Here is a 17,002-nt window from a genome sequence, read left to right as displayed (position 1 = left end):
ATGCAAAAACGGGTGTTCCAGGGCCCCATCCAGCTCTTCGTCATGGATGAGGGCTTTGCGTTCGTAGCGGTCGGTCTGGTGGGCAGGATCGACCTGCTGGGGAGCCTCAATCGCTGCGGCGAAGCGAGCTGCCATATCGCCAAGCCACGCCTGACCGCGCTTGCATCGGCAATCGGATTTAAGGAGGTGGGTGCCAATGCAATTCGCTGAACACCTGCTGACGCTGCCGTGGCCGCCAAAGGACCTGAGCCCTAACACCAGGGCGCACTGGCGCAAGAAGGCCAAGGCCGCCAAGTCGTATCGCACCACCTGCCACATCATGACCAAACAGGCCCGCATTGTTGCCCCGGAGGGCAAGGTGCAACTGGTGCTGACGTTCTGCCCGCCAGATCGCCGCCGCCGAGACGATGACAACTGCCTCGCAAGCATGAAGAGCGGCCGGGACGGCATCGCGGATGCGCTTGGTATTGATGACAGCCGGTTTGAGACCACCATCCGGATGGGCGAGCCACGCCCGGGTGGCGCGGTGTTGGTGTGGATTGGCGGGGAGGTTACGGCTTGAGTGATCGCGTCGAGTGGGAGCGGGTCGAGCCAGGGCTTGATCTATGGGAGACCTGCGACGGATACCGTCGCACGGTTGAGGTAATGCGAGGCGAGCGGGTGTTTGTGGTCAGTGGGCCAGGCGGTGCGCTGCTGTTCACCAGCCCAGACCCTGATCAGTTGGACCGGTGCGTGGAAATACACCGTAAGGAGCAAGCGTGACAGGGCGGCGTGACAACGTAGAGCCGGAAGTGTGCAAGGCGTGCAACGGCAAGGGTACGACGCTTGGCGTGTTTCATGAGCTGGACTGCGTGCCGTGTGATGGCGTGGGCTGGCTGCCGATGGCAGGGCAGGACCTGACCCAGCAGCTCGGGCGCTACCTGACCCGACAGATTGCGACAGCAAACGTGCTGAGGGCTGCCGCGGCAAGTGGGCAGGGTGCAGAGCGTGATTATCAAGACAGCCGGCGCGATGGCGTGCGCGGCCACTACACGGGGGATTGATCATGCAGAAGCGTGACGCGGAAGAGCTGCTGACCAACTGGGGCCGCTGGGTATGGCACCAAGCTGGTGTGCCGCGCTACACCAGCCCGATGCTCGCTTTAATGCGGGATAACGTTGCGCAGGATTCAGTCCCTGCCCCTGTGATCACCGATGACGAGGCGATGTTGATCGACTCTATAATCGCTCGCATGTGGCGCCGGGATGAGCAGATGGCGGATTGCCTGCGGATTTACTATTGCACGGGAAGGACGATGCACGGGGTTGGCGTGGTGCTGAAGTTGTCTCGCCTCAAGGTACGGGAGCTGTTGATTGCGGGGCGGGCATACGTGGAGGCCTGCTTAGACCTCCAGCGTGCGGCCTGAGGTTTCATCCCAAGCGATCGTTTAACTCTGCTGCTCGATCGTCTGCTTCCTTTTGCGTTTCGTGGATGCCGTCAAGGCGGTCGCCGGTGCGAGCGTCCACGACGCGCCAGCACTTCTCGTTGACTGGTACGTAGTGCGTGTCTCCGTTGTAGCTACCAACGCCGGGCAGTATGTGTTCTTCGACTATGTAGCGGTTCGCCATGATTTATCTCCCTATATGTTGTTGACGTGTTAACACAGACTCACTACATTATGCCCATATTGCGGTTTTATCGCTCCAAACACAGAAGCCCGGCCACGCGCCGGGTTTTTTTGTGCCTGAATTTCCAGCCCGCCACTGAGCGGGCTTTTTCGTTTTGGCCTCATGCGTGTGGCCTCGCCTCATGGAGACCCAGTATGACCGACATCAGCAGCGGCAGCATCGCGGCGGCCGGACTCGTCGGAGTGTCAGCCGCAAGCCTTGTCCCTGGCATCGATCTGGAGGCACTGATCGGTGCTTTCGCCGGGGCGCTGTTCTTCATGGTGATGTCGAAGGACCTGAGCTGGAGGGCGCGCGCCGGCAACTTCCTGCTGTCATGGGTTGGCGGCTACTTCTTTGCCGCTGAGTCCGTGGCCCGAGAGTGGTCCACCACTTCGGCGCTGCCTGCCATGCTTGGCGGGCTGTTCATCGTGGCCGTGTGCGTCAGCATTTTGGAGTTTGTACAGACAGGGAAGGCGCCGGCCTGGTTATCCATTATCCCCGGCTTCGGTAAGAAATGATGATCGACCTGTCGACCCTGATCGCTTCAATGCTCTGTGGTGCTATCTGTTGGCGCGTGGCTACTTTTCGTCGCAAGGGCGCGCGCTACCGGCTTGGCATGAGCCTGTGCGCCTACCTGTTAGCTGTCGGCACAGGTGGTTACTCGCTGACTGTTGCCCTCGCCACGCTGACTGGTGGTCAAGTGGCACCGGTAAGTCCTTTCCTTCTGATCGTGTTCGTGATCTTGGCGGTCATGGTCTGGCGGGCTCGGGGTAACGTGGCCGCCGTGCTGAGGAAGGCAGAGGGCTGAGGTCGTGATCAAGGTTGAGTTCACCGGCCTGCGCGACAGGCTGATGACGCTTGACCGGTTGGAGCGCGAGCAGCTGCCATTTGCTGCAGCTCTGGCACTAACCCGCACAGCGCAGGCAGTAGCCGGCGCGCTGCGCGATGAGATCGCAGTGTCATTCGACAGGCCAACGCGTGCCTCGCTTAACAGCCCATTCATTGAGCCAGCCACCAAGGACAAGCTGACGGCGAAGGTCTGGATCAATGACGGTCGCGTCAGCGAGTACCGCCAACAGCAGGCACGTCTGACGGGTGGGGTGGTAAGCAAGTGGGGCGAAGGGCGAGCAGCTATTCGCTGGCTTGAGCCGCAGATCTACGGTGGCGGCCGTAACCACAAGGGCATTGAGCGTGTGCTGCAGCGTCGTGGCGTCATTGGTCCGGGCCAGTTCGTGATGCCTGGCGAGGGTGCGCCGCTGGATCAGTACGGCAACATCAAGCGAGGGCAACTGACCAGGATTCTCTCGGGGGCAAAGCTCTGGGGAGAAGAGGGCTTCACGGCCAACCGAACAGACAGCAAGCGCAGTCGGGCCAAGCGTGGCGAGCGCTACTTCGTTATGCGTCGAGGCCGCGAGGCTATCGGCGTGGCCGAGCGCAAGCGCTACGGGCAGGGCAGTCGCAATGCTGTCCAGATGGTGCTGGTCTTTGGCCGCTCGCCTCAGTACACCAAGCGCCTCGACTTCTTCGAGGTTGCCAACAGCGTGGCCAACGACGCGCTACCAATCGAGTTCGAGAAAGCGCTGGCCCAGGCCATCGCCACCCGGCGGAGGTGATGCACCACGATGGTGCGTTTCGGGTCCTCCCGGGAGGGGGTGGCATGGAGGGTAATTCGGGCCCCGCGCTCAAACTATGTATGAGCTTTTTTCGGAGGTTGGTTGTTGTTTAGTCATGGCCAAAAACGAAACAACCAAGCAGCCGGGCTGGTTAAACAAATCAGACATGGCGAAGAGCCTCGGCATTTCTTCGCAAGCCTTTGATAAATGGGGCGTTGAGCCCATTGCCAAGATCGGGCGAGAGTCATTTTTCAGGGTGCAGGATGTGGTGCAGAACCGCATCGATAACACGCTGAAGAAACACCAACCTGACTACTCCGACATTGACGGCGTTGATCCGCTGGCTGAAGCCAAGCTGACGCAAGAGCGTTTGAGGCTGACCAAGGCCCAGGCTGACGCCCAGGAGAAGAAGAACCAGATCGCCGACAAGCAGCTGGTACCGGTCGCGTTTGCCACGTTCGCGCTGGCCCAGATCTCCGCAAAGATCGGCTCTAGGCTGGAGACGGTGTGCAAGACAGTAAGCCGCCGTCATCCAGAGGTTGATGCCCGGGTGCTTGAGTCCTTCGAGCGCGAGATCGCGCTGGCCCGAAACACCGCGACGGACTTTGGCGATCAGATACCGGAAATCCTCGATGACTACCTCTCAACCCTGGACACGTGATCTTGGAGTTGCGGTCAGGCTAGGGTTGCAGGGGCTGTACAAAGAGCCGCCGATGACGGCGGTAGAGTGGGCGGACAAGCATTTCTACATGTCGGCCGAGTCCTCATACAACGAGGGCAGTTGGAAGACAGCGCCGTTTCAGGTGGCGATCCTGAATGCGATGGGCAACGACCTGATCAGGGTCGTGAACTTCGTTAAGTCGGCGCGGATTGGCTACACCAAGCTGCTAATGGCAAACATCGGCTACAAGGTGCAGCACAAGCGCCGCAACGTGATGATGTGGTCGCCGACCGACCCTGACGCCGAGGATATCAGCAAGAGCCACGTCAACGGCCTGATTCGTGACGTGCCGGTGCTGCTTGCGCTGGCTCCGTGGTTTGGTCGCAAGCACAGCGACAACACGCTGGACAACAAGGTTTTTGCTAACCGTCGCAACCTCTGGATCAGGGGTGGCAAGGCGGCTCGCAACTACCGCGAGAAGTCGGCAGACGAGGTCATCTACGACGAACTCTCGAAGTTCGACGCGGACGTAGAGGGCGAGGGTGACCCGGTAACGCTCGGCGATAAGCGCCTGGATGGCGCGGTCTACCCCAAGTCAATCAGGGGCTCAACACCGGGCCGTGAAGGCCAGTGCCAGATCACCAAGGCCGCATCCGAGTCGCCATACCGGCTGCGCTTTCAGGTCGCGTGTCCGCATTGCCATCAAGAGCAGGTGCTGAAGTTCGGCGGCAAGGACTGCGCATACGGCCTCAAGTGGGAGAAGAACGAACTCGGCGAGGCGATAAAGGCCTGGTACTGCTGCGAGCACTGCAGCTCGATTTTCTTTCACCAGGACATGGTTGCCGCATCCGAGCAAGGCCGCTGGGTCTGCGAAGTAACCGGGATATGGACTCGCGACGCCTACGACTGGTTTGACGCTGATGGCGAGCCCATCACCACGCCGCGCTCTGTGTCGTTCTACTGCTGGGCCATTTACAGCACCTGGGCTACGTGGTTGTCGCTGGTCGACACCTGGCTGAAGGTGAAGGGCGACCGCGAGAAGCTGATCACCTTCATCAACACCACTCGCGGCGAGGTCTGGGAGGAGGACCAAGGTGAGCGGCTGGAGTGGGAGACACTGTACGGCCGCCGCGAAGTGTTCCCGTGCACTGACTGCGTACCAGAGCAGGCCCTTGGCTTGTTCTGCGGTATTGATACGCAGGACGACCGTTACGAGGGCAGGGTTTGGGCGTTCGGCTCTGGTGAAGAGGCCTGGCTGGTCCGGCGGTTCATCCTGACTGGTGACCCTGCCAGCGTAGAGCTGCGCCGCAAGGTATCGCTCGAAATCAAGCGGGAGTTCAAGCGGCCGGACGGCACGCCCATGCGTATTGAGCGCATCTGCTGGGACGCAGGCGGCCACTACGCCGACGAGGTGGCCGAGGAAAGTATCAAGCACGGCGTGCGCTGGGTTGTCCCGATCTTTGGGGCAAGCACCTACGGCAAGCCGATCGCCAACTTCCCGCGGCGCCGCAAGAACAAGATTTACAAGACCGAGGTTGGCACAGACAACGCCAAGGAGCTGATCTACGCCCGCATGAAGGCAGGCGTTACGCAGCCATGGCAGCCAACCCCGGGTGCTGTGCACTTCCCGCTGGCGGACTGGTGCGACGAAGACGAGCTCAAGCAGATCACCGCCGAGCGCAAGAAGCCCGTGATGGTGAAGGGTAAGCGCGAAATGCGCTGGGACGCAGGCGGGCGACGCAACGAGGCCCTGGACTGCTTTGTGTATGCCCTGGCAGCGCTGCGGATCAGCCAGACCCGCTTTGGCTTTGACCTGGACGCGCTGGAAGAGGCGCGAGTGGCAGCGGCCAAAGAGGTAGAAGCCGAAGTGCTCCAGCGCGAGGCACCCCAAAAACCGGCCCAGCAAGTAACCAATGACTTTCTGAGCACAACAGGTGATAGCCCATGGCTGTAACGATCAACCAGGCCCAGCAGATTCTGGAGCGCTACATCACGGCTGAGCAGGAAGTGCTGGAAGGTCGCACTGTCTCCTTCGGGGGGCGCACGCTGACCATGGTCGACCTGTCCGAGATCCGCGCTGGCCGCAAAGAGTGGGAGCGCAAGATCGCGTCCCTGAAGCGCGCCGCCAGCGGCGGGCGCCCATACAAACTGGCGAGCTTTGACTGATGAACCTGATTGATCGACTGCTCGCACCAATCGCACCGGGCGTGGTTGCCAAGCGTTTGCGCAACCAGCACATGATCATGGCCTATGAGGCCGCGCGCCCCACGCGCACCCACAAGGCAAGAGGTGAGCCGCTATCAGCGAACGCCGCCATTCAGGTTGCCGGCCGCTCTCTGCGCGAGCAGTGCCGCTGGCTGGATGAAAACCACGATATCGTCACCGGCCTGTTTGATCGGCTTGAAGAGCGCGTGGTTGGCGGTGCGGGTATCGGCGTTGAGCCGCTGGTGCTGGGTTTGGACGGCACGGTAGATACCGACTTCTGCGCCACCATCAAAAATGCTTGGGCTGAATGGTCCCTGCGGCCAGAAACAGCCGGCGAGCTATCACGCCCGCAGATGGAAAGACTGGTCGCTCGCACCTGGCTGCGCGACGGTGAGGCTCTTGCCCAGAAGGTCATGGGCACGGTGCCGAACTACAAGCACCTGACCGCCGTACCCTTTGCGCTGGAGCTGCTGGAGCCGGATTACCTGCCGTTCGACTACAGCGACCTTGCCAAAGGCATTCTGCAGGGCATCGAGCGCGATGCATGGCGCAGGGTGCGGGCATACCACCTGCTCAAGGCTCACCCGGGCGACCTGGGTCACGGCATCTTCCAGCAAACCAAGCGGGTAGAGGCAGATCGGGTTATCCATGTTGCCAACCGCAAGCGGATTGGCCAGAACCGCGGCGTGCCGCTGCTGCATGCCGCGCTGATTCGCCTGGCAGACCTGAAGGACTACGAAGAGAGCGAGCGCATCGCCGCGCGTATCTCCGCCGCCATGGCCTTCTACATCAAGAAGGGCGAGCCGCAGGAGTACGACCCGAAGAACGAACCAGAGGGTGGCCGCTCAACCTTCCCCATTGCACCCGGCATGATCTTCGATGGCCTGCAGCCGGGTGAAGACATGGGCATGTTTGAGAGCAACCGCCCCAACCCCATGCTGGAGGGCTACCGCAACGGCATGTTGCGGGCTGTCGCAGCCGCTGGCCGCAGTGCTTATTCAACCGTCGCGCGATCATACGACGGCACCTACTCCGCTCAGCGCCAGGAGTTGGTCGAGGCTCAAGAGGGCTACGACCTGCTGCAGCATGAGTTCATCGACTACTGGTGCCGCCCGGTGTATCGCGCCTGGCTGACCATGGCCATCGCCTCCGGCGTTATTCAGGTGCCTGCCACGGTCGACCCGCGCAGCTTGATGTCGGCGGTCTACCAAGGCCCTGTGATGCCGTGGATCAACCCGGTTCATGAGGCCAATGCGTGGGAGTCGCTGGTTAAAGGCGGCTTTGCGGATGAAGCCGAAGTGGCCCGCGCGCGCGGGCGCAACCCGCAGGAGCTGAAGAAGTCACGCGCTGCTGAGATCGCGCTGAACCGCGAGCTTGGCCTGATCTTCAGCTCAGACGCTGCTCACAGCGTACCTGCTGCAAACAAACCAGAAGCAACCAACCAACAAGGAGGCGCCAATGGGCAGCCAGAAGAAACTGAGTAGCGTGCTGCTGCCGGTGGCGATGGCCGCCGCGCTTGCAGGTGCTGAGCCGGTGCTGAGCGAAGAGAACAAGCCGAAAGGCTCTTGGTACAGCATCAAGGCGCTAAGCCGTGGCACTGCTGAGGTGCTGCTTTACGACGAGATTGGCGCCTGGGGCATCACTGCACAGCAGTTTGCCCGCGACCTCAAAGCGCTTGGCGACCTGCAGCGCATTGACCTCCGGGTCCACTCACCGGGCGGCGACGTGTTCGAAGGCACCGCCATTTACAACCTGCTCAAGCATCACCCGGCCAGAGTAGAGGGCTACGTCGATGGTCTGGCCGCGTCCATGGCGACGGTCATTCTCATGGCTTGCGACGTGGTCCACATCCCCGAGAACGGGCTGATGATGGTGCACAAACCGTGGGGCATTACCGGCGGCGACGCGGACGACATGCGCCGCTACGTCGAGCTGCTGGACAAGATCGAGGACACCATGGTCATGGCTTACGCCAGCAAGACCGGGAAGTCCGAAACCGAAATTAAGTCCCTTCTCAAAGAAGAGACCTGGATGACTGGCCGTGAGGCCGTCGAGGCCGGCTTTGCCGACCAACTCACTGAGCCGCTCGCTGCAGCAGCTCAACTCTCGTCGAACCGCATGAAGGAGTTTGCCAGCATGCCTGAAGCACTGAAAACCCTGCTGCAGCCCCGCGCGTCTACCAGCCCGCAGGCCGCAGCCACCGCCCAGCCAGCTGCACCGGCTGCCACCCAAGAACCCGCACCGGCCGCGCCGGTTGCCGCCGCGCCTGCTGCACCTGCCGCCGACGAAGCTGCGGTACTCGCTCGCGCACAGGCTGCAGAGAACACCCGTCGCACCGGCATCCGCGCCGTGTTCCAGCCGTTCGCGTCCAGCCACGGCGAAATGCTCAACGAGGTGCTGCTGGATAGCACGGTGACCGTTGAGCAGGCGCAAGCCAAGCTGCTGGCCGCGCTGGCGTCCGGTACCGAGCCCAGCGCCGGCCCCGGCGCCAATGCTGGTGCCAATGCCCACGTTTACGCGGGCAACGGCAATCTGGTGGGCGACTCTGTGCGCGCCTCGATCATGGCCCGCGCCGGTCATGGTGAAGTCCAGGCGGACAACCGCTACAACTTCATGAGCCTGCGCGAGCTGGCCCGCGCCTCCCTGGCGGATCGCGGCATTGGAGTTTCCGCGCTCAACCCCATGCAGATGGTGGGTATGGCCTTCACCCACACCACCAGCGACTTTGGCGTCATCCTCATGGATGTTGCTAACAAGTCCATGCTGGCAGGCTGGGAGCTGGCCGAGGAAACCTTCCAGCTGTGGACCAAGAAAGGCCAGCTGAGCGACTTCAAGGTCTCTCACCGCGTTGGTCTGGGTGAGTTCCCGTCGCTGCGCCAGGTGCGTGAGGGTGCCGAGTACAAGTACATCACCATCGGTGAGAACAGCCAGCAGATTGCTCTGGCCACCTACGGCGAAATCTTCAGCATCACTCGTCAGTGCATCATCAACGACGACATGAACATGCTGACCGACATTCCCCGCAAGATGGGCATGGCAGCCAAGGGCACCATCGGTGATCTGGTCTACGGCATCCTGACCGGGAACCCGAACCTGTCGGACGGCGTGGCGCTGTTCCACAACACCCACAAAAACCTGTCCACTGGGGCCGGTTCCGCGCTGAGCGTTGAGGCGCTGGATGCCTCTCGCACTAAGATGCGCACCCAGAAAACCAGTGCAGACTCCGGCAAGGAACGCCCTCTGAACATCCGCCCGGCCTACGTGCTGACCCCGGTTGCGCTGGAGTCCAAAGCGCTGCAGCTGATCAACTCCACCTCCGTGCCCACTGCCCAGGTAAACCAGGGCGTTGCCAACCCGATTCAGGGTATGGCCAAGGTCATTGCCGAGCCGCGTCTCGACGATGCATCGGCCACTGCCTGGTATCTGGCGGCCGCTCAGGGCAGCGACACCATCGAGGTTGCCTACCTCAACGGCGTAGACACCCCCTACATGGAGCAGCAGCAAGGCTTCACCGTGGACGGCGTGGCTACCAAGGTCCGTATTGACGCAGGTGTGGCGCCGCTCGACTTCCGCGGCCTGCAAAAAGCCAACGGCGCGTAATCGCCACCACATCAATCAGCCCCCCCTTGAGCGGGGCTGATTGTTTCTGACTTTCAAAGCCACAGGAGAATCACCATGGCTAAAAACTATGTTCAGGACGGCGACGCCCTCACCTTGACCGCGCCAGCCGGCGGTGTTGTGTCTGGCAACCCTTACACCATCGGCGCCATTGCGTGCGTCGCCCTGGTAACCGCCGCAGCGGGCGAGCCCTTCACCGCCAAGGCGACTGGCGTCTTCAACCTGCCGTGCGCCTCTGGCCTGACCGAGGGCGCTGCTGTCAGCCTCCTGGATGGCGAGCTGGTTGCCGATGGCACCGCGAGCTCCGTGCCTTTCGGCAAGCTGACCGCTGCTGAAGCGGACGGCGTAGCTCCCTGCCGCATCAGTAACTGACCGTGACGGATCGGTTCGGCAGGCTGCAGGCGCGCGTAGACCGCGTGGCTGAGGCGCGCCTGTCCGACTCCATCGGCTGTTACGAGCAAGACAGCTTGGTGCTCGCCACCGGCCTGTCTTTGCAGGTCGACCGGGAGTGGGGCGATGTTGGCGCTGCCGAAGCCTTTGGCGCCGGCGTCCGGTTTGTTACCTGGCGCAAGGAAGCGCTGACCTCGGTCGAGCGCGGTGGCGTGTTCGTCATCGGGGGGCTGAGGCTCACAGTTGAGCGCAAGCTCTCCGATGACGGCGGTTTTGTCACCGCCGCGTGCATGGAGGAATAGCCCGTGTCGAACCTCATCACGCTGGGGCGCAAGGCTCTGATCGCACGGCTCGAAACCATCACCCAAGCAAACGGCTATCGGACTGACGCTGGTAACAACGTCAGATCTGGCTGGTTCAGCGAACGGGTGGCGGCTGCCGATGCGTCATTCCCGATGGTCGTTGTTCAGCGCGCCAAGGATCAGGCGCCGAGGTTTGCCGGCCACGGCATGCGCAAGCTGCATGGCTACGCCGTGGTTGCTGGCGTCGAGGCTGGTCTTGATGACTACGAGGACGCACTCGATGACCTTGAACTGGACCTGCTCCAGTGCCTGATGCCTATCGAGGGCGTGCCATGTGAATGGACGCCGGAAGGCATCCCCCACGTAACCCTCGGCATCAGCGAGCCGGTGCCGCCCGGCGACGGGCTAAAAGCCGCCACCATCGTCATCCCGATCTACCTGCACCAATTCATCGAGTCGCACCGCGACTGAGGACACCAGCATGAGCAAAGAAGCGAAGAAGGTTGAGCGCAAGAAGTACACGCTCGCCAAGCCTCACACCCACCGCGGCGAAGACCTGCAGCCGGGTGCCGAGGTGGAACTCACCGCCAGCCAAGCCGAGTTCATCAAGGACAAGCTGGCAGGCACCACCAAGGCCGAGGGCAACGCCCCGGCACAGCCGGAGGGTTAAACCATGGCCTGGAAGAAAGAAACAGCCGTCATTGGCGGCCTCGTCAAAATGCGCAAGGTTGGCTCCGGCCTGCCGTTCACCCCCGTTGGCCTGTGCTCTACCGTGCAACAGACCCACGAAACCAACGACCTCACGCTGAACGATGCCACCAACCCCTTGGGCGGCACCTACGACAAGCTGGAAAAAATCACCCGCATGGGTATCCAGCTGAACATGCGCGAGATCTTCGCGCGTAACCTTGGCATCCAGTTGTATGGCACCGTCTACGACGTGCCCAGCACTACGGTCACCGAAGAGTCTCACGTGGTACAGGTTGGCGGTACCTGCATGCTGGCCAAGATGCCGCTCTCCATCGACGAGATTGTCGACACCGACACGGGTGCCATCACCTACGTTGAAGACGTGGATTACCAGCTGACTGGCGCCGGTTTCGAAGTGCTGGAGGGTGGCGCCCTGGCCACTGCCATCGCTGGTGCCGGTGAAACCCCGTTCAGCGTCGACGTGAGCTACACCAGCGCCGACTACGACGAGATCGAAGCCATCACCAACTCTGGCGAAGAGTGGGAGCTGATGTTCGAGGGCGCCAACGCCGTTGGCCAGAAGGGCAAGATCAACGCCCACTACTGGCGCGTGCGTTTCGGTCTGGCCGAGAGCATGGACTTCATCAGCGTTGATGACTTCATGGGGCAAACGGTGACTGCTGAAGTGCTGGCAGACACTGGCCGCGGCGCTGGCCGCAGCGCCTACATGAAGATCAACAAGCAGAAGAACGTGCCGGCTGCGCCGTGACCCTCTGACTTGACTGGTCTATGATCCTCCCTGTGCGAATCAGGGAGGATCATTGTGCTGAGAACATTTTTCTTCGCTGTGCTTGCCGCTGCTTCAATGCAGCTCGGCGCGGCAACAGTTTTCAGGTGCGACATGCCGGACGGCAGTGTTGCATTCTCAGATCGAGAATGCAGCTCGGGTCAAAGCCAGCAGCTGAACGTTGAAGCGCAAAGCATTGGCGGAAGCCTTGCACCGTCAGATGAATACCGACAGCTGCAGCGGCAGAGAGACGCTGAGCGTGATCGCCGGCAAATTCAGCAGCAGTACCGCAACGCCAGAGAAGCCATAAACCAAGCACCGTGCCGAACTTTTTCGAGTACTCAGCTCCGACGCCTGGTCATAAAGCATCAGGTGGTTGTTGGCATGGAGAAAGCTGATGCTTTGAGAGCTTGGGGCGCGCCAACACGCGTCAACGGATCTCAGCATGCTTATCACTGGGCTCGCGGCGGGTCGTCTTACTTCTACACCGAAAACGGCTGCGTCAGAACGGTTCAGGGTGGGTTTAATGGCTGAATCGGCGTATAGCCTGCCAAGGCATTCGCGTGACGGCTGGACATTTCGACAGCGGTTGTTACATTCCCCAATGTCTATCAGGGAGGAATGGTTATGCAGCAATGCCCGTCGTGCAGTTACGAACTGACCATGCAAGAGCAGGTCGACAATCCGGACAGCTGCCCCAAGTGCGGCATTTACTTTGAGAAGTTCCTGGCCAAACAGGCGGCACTCAAAGAGGCTGCTCTGAGTGAAAGCGGTCGCACTGGAGGCTTGGCAGGCGCCAAGGCCGGCATGAGGCAGGCGCGCGCAAAGCGGGCAGAGCAAGAGAGGGAGCTTGCTGACTCACGCTCCAAGCCAACGCATGTCTCGGTTGTTAATTTTGACGTGCCATTTTGGGACTTGGTGCGCTTCTTGGTGAAGTTCGTCTTCGCGACGATCCCTGCGGCGATCATCGTGACGCTGCTTGTATACGGCTTCGCCTCAATCGTCTCGGTGATTGGGATGATCCTGCGATAAAGGTACTGATTCCACAAACCCGCTTCGGCGGGTTTTTTTATGCCTGGAGGAAACATGGGTAATGCATCGATGACCGTCGTTGTTGGCGAGAAGGGTAGTGAAGTTGTGTGCCGCGAATTGACTGTAGGTGAGGTCAGGGCGCTCATGGCGTCTCAGCCATCTGGGGACTTGATTGATAACGCGCTTAGCGAGGATATCCGCCTGACGGATCTGCCGACGTTCACCAATTTGAAGGCTGAAGACATTGAAGGGCTAACCCAGAGCCAGCTCGCCGAGGTGGTGCGCGGTTGCAAGGAGGCGAACCCGCTTTTTTTCGCAATGCTGTACAGGGTCAAACAACCCCTGCCGAAGCAGTAGCGCAGTTGGACAGCCTCATCTGCCAACTGATCCCGATTGGGCACCGAGACGTGCTCAGCTACCCGTGGTCGTTATTTCTCCGTACCCTCAAGCCTGCAAAGGGGTGACCTGTGAGCACTGATGTTGAGCTTCGGCTTTCTGCTGATGTAGATAAGGCCACCCGCGATGTAGGCAAATTCCGCAAGGAGTATGTGGACCTGGTGCGCGAGGTCGAGCGCCCGCTGCGGCAGGTGAACGCATTCCGCTCGCTGGAAAACGACCTTGAAGGAACGCAGCGCCAGATGCGCCAGGCGCGTGATCGCGTTCGTGAGCTGGCGCAAGCGCTGGCCGGCACAGCCAACCCGACACGGGCTATGCAGGCTGAGTACCGCGAAGCCGTCTCCGAGCTGTCCAAGCTGGAGCGGGCAGAGGGGCTGCTGACGGTCCAGCTTGGTCGCCGTCGCTCCGAGCTGCAGGCCGCTGGTATTGATACCCGCAATCTGGCCAACGAGCAGACGCGCCTGGCTACCGCGCTTACCTCTGCCGTTCAGCAGGGCAATGCAGACCTTGCTAACGTCAACGCCCGCAAGGCGCTCGGGGTTGGCGCCATTGAGGATGCCCAGCGCAGCCTTGTTGAGCTGCGCCGCCAGTACCAGTTGGTGTCACGTGATGGGAGCCTGTCGGCCACTGAGCGTGCTGAGGCTGAAACGAACTATCGCCGCGAGGTGCGCGAAACGCTCCAGCAGCTTCGCACGCTGCGCGATGCGACCCGAAGCACCGCGCTCACTGCCGAGCAGGCAGCAGAAGCCTTGGTGCTGGAGCAGCGCCAGGCCCGTGCCGCCTACCTGCAAACAGCGCAGGCGGCGAGGCAGACAGCAATTGAGGCTGCCCGTGGCGATCTTGGCGTGGTGCGTTATCGGGCCCTCAAAGCCGAACTCAGAACCACTCGAGAGCAGTATGAGTTGCTGAGAAGAAGCGGCATGCTCACCACCAACGAATTGGCTGTGGCTCAGCGGACCATGACGCAGCGCGTGCGCGAGACGGAGCTGGCTCTGCGAGGCATGCACGCGGAGCAGGCCAGGGGGCGACTAGCATCAGGCGGCGCTGGCTTAGCGGTGGGAAGTCTCAGCCTGATCGGTGGTGCGTCGGCAGCTTACGGCTCCTTTAACGCCATACGCGGTATTGCGAGGATCTCAGACGAGTACGCCAACATGGATGCTCGCCTGCGGCTGGTGACGGACTCTCAGGAAGAATTCAATGAAGCGCAGGAAGAGCTGCGCCGCATTGCAGACCAGAATCAAGCCCCGTTTTCATCCCTTGTCACGTTGTACGCTCGCATTGCGCCCGCTCTTCGGGAGGCGGGCAGATCCCAGCGCGAAATCCTCGGAGTAACGGAGGTTGTTTCCGCCACTTTCCGGATATCGGGCGCCACTGCTGAAGAGGCGACTAATGGGGTTATTCAGTTTGCTCAGGCCCTGGGGGCTGGTGCTCTCCGGGGTGACGAATTCAACTCCGTAGCTGAGCAAGCTCCGCGATTAATGCAGGCGCTAGCGGACGGCTTAGGCGTGCCAATCGGGCGTCTGCGGGATCTGGCTGCCGAGGGCGAGCTGACTGCCAGCCGGGTTACCGAGGCGTTACTGAGCCAGTCAGAGGCCATCAAAGCGGAAGCGGCCCAGCTGCCCGAGACGGTTGGCGGCGCAATGACTCGCCTGTCAAACGCCTGGAATGAGGCGGTATCGAAGGCGGACACAACCCCCCTGATTAGCTCGCTGGATTCGCTGAAAGAGCGTGTTGGCGATCCGGCAACGGCGGAAGGACTGTCCAGGCTGTCCGGGGCTATGGTTACCCTTGGGGGTATTGCCACCGGTGCTCTCGCTGACTTTGGCGATTTTGGTGACCTGCTCGCCGCGCTGCCTGCGTCACTTGCCGGAAACCTCGCAGAGCTGGATAGGATCAACAACGAGATCCGCGCTATCGAGCAATCGCTTGACGGCAGCTGGAGCCCTGGCGACATTCTGACGGACCTGTTCTTTTCGGAAGAAGATCTGCGCAATAAGCTGCAAACCTTGCAGGCCGCCCGCGCTGCCGCCCTGGAGGAGATAACAGGGATGAACGAGGAGCAGGCTTTTCTCGCTGATGTCGCAGCTGGAACTCGGGAGTTGGCAAACAATAGGGCCGCTGCTGCCTACCGGGCCTACGTTGACGGCATCGGTCAGGCTCGCGACCAAGAGCTGGAGAAGGCCAAGGCAACACTCAAATCGCTGGTCGATGAAGAGAAAAAGGCCAACGGCGAGCTGGAGAAGGTCCGCAAAGCTCGGCTCGACATTGAGAAGAGCTACAGCGAGGCGCTGGACAAGGTCAACGGTGCTGGCGCTGGCGAGCCTTCCTATGGCGCTGCGCAGCAGCTCAAGGTCAATGCCAGGCAGGCATTGCAGCGGGGCGACTTTGAAGAAGCGCAACGCCAAGCCCGTGCCGCGCGCGACATGCTCGTCGAGCTGTCTGAGGCTGGGGAGAACACCTACGGCTTTGCTGGATTCATAAGCGACCTTGAGCAGATCGACCTGGCGGCCAACAAGCTGCAGGAGAACAAGGCAGCCGAGGAGCTTCAGCGCATCCAAGGCGAGATTGAGGCCTTGAAAGCTCAAGCCGCGCAGCTGAAGGACATGGATGTCAGCGTCAAGCTGGATGACGCCAGCCTGGCAGAGGCGCGCAACCAGCTTGCCGAGTTCGCCAAGAGCGTCAACGGCACCGAGCTGGTCATTCCGGTGCGCACGGTTTATTCAGATGGCTCGGTGGATGTCACCGACCTCTACAACCGATTCACTGCGGGCGAGAACTTGGGCGGTTTCTCCGGTGGCGGCTGGACTGGCCCTGGCAGCAAGTACAAGGTTGCCGGCGTCGTGCACGCCGACGAGTACGTGCAACCCAAATACCGCATGCGCGAACCCGGCGCTCTGGCTTTCATGGAAGCGTTCCGCCGCCACGGCATGTCCATTCTGCGCAACGGCTACGCCGATGGCGGGCTGGTGTCCATGCCGCGAACTGTGCCCTATATCCCGCCGATGCCTGCCACTGCTGGCGCTGGCAGCCTAGGAACGGCAACCCTCAACCTCATGCTGGACGGCCAGCAATACGCGCTGCAGGGCGACAGCGGCACCATCGAAGCACTGCTTAAAGCAGGCAAGCGTTACGGACTCAAAAAGGGGTAGGGCATGGCTGCACCACGCTTGAAACTGGGGGGCATTGAAGTCCCCCTGCATGCCGGAGCTCCGCGCGTTGCCTACTCCGCTGCGGGTGGCGCAGAGGATGCGCGCCTGTCTGGCGGCAAACTTGTGCGCATGCGGCACTGGAAAAAGTGGCAGGTCACTATCTCTGGCACCGGCTGGATGGCCACCGGCCTGGATGTGCTCGACTGGGATGAGTACCAGGACCTCTGGTGCCCAAAGCCAAAGCGCGTCACCACTACCAGCACGGAGGTGCGCATTCAAACCGATGCGCGGCCTGATGTGCCGGTAGAGGCTCACGCGCTGGTCGGGCGTGACTGGGTGCCAACGCCTGTGGCCATGGCTGGTAGAGACGCCACCATCACGCCGGTTGTCGGTGCGCAAATGTACAGCGTTGTTTGGTTTCCGCGCTTCCAGCAGGTGCTGTGTGTGCCGCCGGATGAGGACCTGTCGGCGGGTGATGTTGCCTGGCAGATCGTTGCCAACGAGATTTGATGC

The 17,002-nt window shown here is 61.4% G+C and carries 24 protein-coding genes; 23 read left to right on the top strand and 1 reads right to left on the bottom strand.

Going from position 1 to position 17,002, the window contains the following annotated elements:
- Genes CNQ84_RS00650 through CNQ84_RS00635 form a run of 5 tightly spaced genes read left to right on the top strand, consistent with a single transcriptional unit; the run spans position 1 to position 1,405 of the window.
- Complete coding sequence (locus CNQ84_RS00650; protein ID WP_096002998.1) at positions 1-210, top strand: hypothetical protein; 210 nt, start codon at positions 1-3, stop codon at positions 208-210.
- Complete coding sequence (locus CNQ84_RS00645) at positions 197-562, top strand: endodeoxyribonuclease RusA (protein WP_096002997.1); 366 nt, start codon at positions 197-199, stop codon at positions 560-562. Before CNQ84_RS00650 ends, CNQ84_RS00645 begins: the two co-directional genes overlap by 14 nt.
- The gene (locus tag CNQ84_RS20365; protein WP_133065855.1) at positions 559-762 is read left to right on the top strand and encodes a hypothetical protein; all 204 of its coding nucleotides are present in this window, start codon (positions 559-561) and stop codon (positions 760-762) included. The genes CNQ84_RS00645 and CNQ84_RS20365 overlap by 4 nt, the downstream gene beginning before the upstream one ends.
- Positions 759-1,043 carry a hypothetical protein gene (locus CNQ84_RS00640; protein WP_096002996.1) on the top strand — a complete coding sequence of 95 codons (285 nt, stop codon included), beginning with the start codon at positions 759-761 and terminating at the stop codon, positions 1,041-1,043. The genes CNQ84_RS20365 and CNQ84_RS00640 overlap by 4 nt, the downstream gene beginning before the upstream one ends.
- 2 nt (positions 1,044-1,045) lie before the next feature.
- The gene (locus tag CNQ84_RS00635; RefSeq protein WP_096002995.1) at positions 1,046-1,405 is read left to right on the top strand and encodes an antiterminator Q family protein; all 360 of its coding nucleotides are present in this window, start codon (positions 1,046-1,048) and stop codon (positions 1,403-1,405) included.
- 4 nt (positions 1,406-1,409) lie between these two features.
- Here CNQ84_RS00635 and CNQ84_RS00630 read toward each other — a convergent pair whose 3' ends face one another.
- Positions 1,410-1,607 (bottom strand): hypothetical protein, encoded by a 198-nt coding sequence (locus tag CNQ84_RS00630; RefSeq protein ID WP_096002994.1) that lies wholly within the window; start codon positions 1,605-1,607, stop codon positions 1,410-1,412.
- A gap of 194 nt (positions 1,608-1,801) precedes the next feature.
- Between CNQ84_RS00630 and CNQ84_RS00625 the strand changes: the two genes are divergently transcribed.
- The 18 genes from CNQ84_RS00625 (at position 1,802) to CNQ84_RS00545 (ending at position 16,999) form a co-directional block, all read left to right on the top strand.
- Positions 1,802-2,164 carry a putative holin gene (locus CNQ84_RS00625; RefSeq protein ID WP_096002993.1) on the top strand — a complete coding sequence of 121 codons (363 nt, stop codon included), beginning with the start codon at positions 1,802-1,804 and terminating at the stop codon, positions 2,162-2,164.
- Positions 2,161-2,454 carry a phage holin family protein gene (locus CNQ84_RS00620; protein ID WP_342745736.1) on the top strand — a complete coding sequence of 98 codons (294 nt, stop codon included), beginning with the start codon at positions 2,161-2,163 and terminating at the stop codon, positions 2,452-2,454. Before CNQ84_RS00625 ends, CNQ84_RS00620 begins: the two co-directional genes overlap by 4 nt.
- Positions 2,455-2,458: 4 nt before the next feature.
- On the top strand, positions 2,459-3,259 hold the full coding sequence (locus tag CNQ84_RS00615; protein WP_096002992.1) for a hypothetical protein: 801 nt from the start codon (positions 2,459-2,461) through the stop codon (positions 3,257-3,259).
- A gap of 115 nt (positions 3,260-3,374) precedes the next feature.
- Positions 3,375-3,920 (top strand): terminase small subunit, encoded by a 546-nt coding sequence (locus CNQ84_RS00610; RefSeq protein WP_096003333.1) that lies wholly within the window; start codon positions 3,375-3,377, stop codon positions 3,918-3,920.
- The gene (locus tag CNQ84_RS00605) at positions 3,892-5,874 is read left to right on the top strand and encodes a phage terminase large subunit family protein (RefSeq protein WP_096002991.1); all 1,983 of its coding nucleotides are present in this window, start codon (positions 3,892-3,894) and stop codon (positions 5,872-5,874) included. Before CNQ84_RS00610 ends, CNQ84_RS00605 begins: the two co-directional genes overlap by 29 nt.
- The gene (locus CNQ84_RS00600; RefSeq protein ID WP_096002990.1) at positions 5,865-6,086 is read left to right on the top strand and encodes a primosomal replication protein PriB/PriC domain protein; all 222 of its coding nucleotides are present in this window, start codon (positions 5,865-5,867) and stop codon (positions 6,084-6,086) included. Before CNQ84_RS00605 ends, CNQ84_RS00600 begins: the two co-directional genes overlap by 10 nt.
- On the top strand, positions 6,086-7,609 hold the full coding sequence (locus tag CNQ84_RS00595; protein ID WP_096002989.1) for a phage portal protein: 1,524 nt from the start codon (positions 6,086-6,088) through the stop codon (positions 7,607-7,609). Before CNQ84_RS00600 ends, CNQ84_RS00595 begins: the two co-directional genes overlap by 1 nt.
- Entirely contained in the window at positions 7,584-9,725 is a 2,142-nt protein-coding gene (locus tag CNQ84_RS00590) for a ClpP-like prohead protease/major capsid protein fusion protein (RefSeq protein ID WP_096002988.1), read from the top strand. The genes CNQ84_RS00595 and CNQ84_RS00590 overlap by 26 nt, the downstream gene beginning before the upstream one ends.
- Positions 9,726-9,800: 75 nt before the next feature.
- Positions 9,801-10,115 carry a capsid cement protein gene (locus tag CNQ84_RS00585; protein ID WP_096002987.1) on the top strand — a complete coding sequence of 105 codons (315 nt, stop codon included), beginning with the start codon at positions 9,801-9,803 and terminating at the stop codon, positions 10,113-10,115.
- A 2-nt stretch (positions 10,116-10,117) separates the two neighbouring features.
- Complete coding sequence (locus CNQ84_RS00580; RefSeq protein WP_096002986.1) at positions 10,118-10,435, top strand: hypothetical protein; 318 nt, start codon at positions 10,118-10,120, stop codon at positions 10,433-10,435.
- Between the two features lie 3 nt (positions 10,436-10,438).
- Complete coding sequence (locus tag CNQ84_RS00575; RefSeq protein ID WP_096002985.1) at positions 10,439-10,906, top strand: hypothetical protein; 468 nt, start codon at positions 10,439-10,441, stop codon at positions 10,904-10,906.
- Positions 10,907-10,916: 10 nt separating this feature from the next.
- Positions 10,917-11,105: a DUF7210 family protein gene (locus tag CNQ84_RS00570; RefSeq protein ID WP_096002984.1), complete on the top strand. Its 189-nt coding sequence runs from the start codon at positions 10,917-10,919 to the stop codon at positions 11,103-11,105.
- A 3-nt stretch (positions 11,106-11,108) separates the two neighbouring features.
- Positions 11,109-11,894: a phage tail tube protein gene (locus tag CNQ84_RS00565; protein ID WP_096002983.1), complete on the top strand. Its 786-nt coding sequence runs from the start codon at positions 11,109-11,111 to the stop codon at positions 11,892-11,894.
- A gap of 54 nt (positions 11,895-11,948) precedes the next feature.
- Positions 11,949-12,446, top strand: coding sequence for a hypothetical protein (locus CNQ84_RS20360; RefSeq protein WP_133065854.1), 498 nt, complete (start codon positions 11,949-11,951; stop codon positions 12,444-12,446).
- Positions 12,447-12,539: 93 nt separating this feature from the next.
- On the top strand, positions 12,540-12,944 hold the full coding sequence (locus CNQ84_RS00560; protein ID WP_096002982.1) for a hypothetical protein: 405 nt from the start codon (positions 12,540-12,542) through the stop codon (positions 12,942-12,944).
- 54 nt (positions 12,945-12,998) lie between these two features.
- Positions 12,999-13,301, top strand: coding sequence for a phage tail assembly protein (locus CNQ84_RS00555; RefSeq protein ID WP_096002981.1), 303 nt, complete (start codon positions 12,999-13,001; stop codon positions 13,299-13,301).
- Between the two features lie 110 nt (positions 13,302-13,411).
- Complete coding sequence (locus tag CNQ84_RS00550) at positions 13,412-16,489, top strand: tape measure protein (protein WP_133065853.1); 3,078 nt, start codon at positions 13,412-13,414, stop codon at positions 16,487-16,489.
- 3 nt (positions 16,490-16,492) lie between these two features.
- Positions 16,493-16,999, top strand: coding sequence for a hypothetical protein (locus CNQ84_RS00545; protein WP_096002979.1), 507 nt, complete (start codon positions 16,493-16,495; stop codon positions 16,997-16,999).
- Positions 17,000-17,002 lie beyond the last annotated feature (3 nt).

Origin of the sequence: Pseudomonas abyssi (assembly GCF_002307495.1) — a bacterium.
Classification (GTDB): Bacteria; Pseudomonadota; Gammaproteobacteria; order Pseudomonadales; family Pseudomonadaceae; genus Halopseudomonas; species Halopseudomonas abyssi.
Note: the sequence above shows the minus strand (reverse complement) of the source record. Positions and strands in the feature narration are given on the sequence as shown.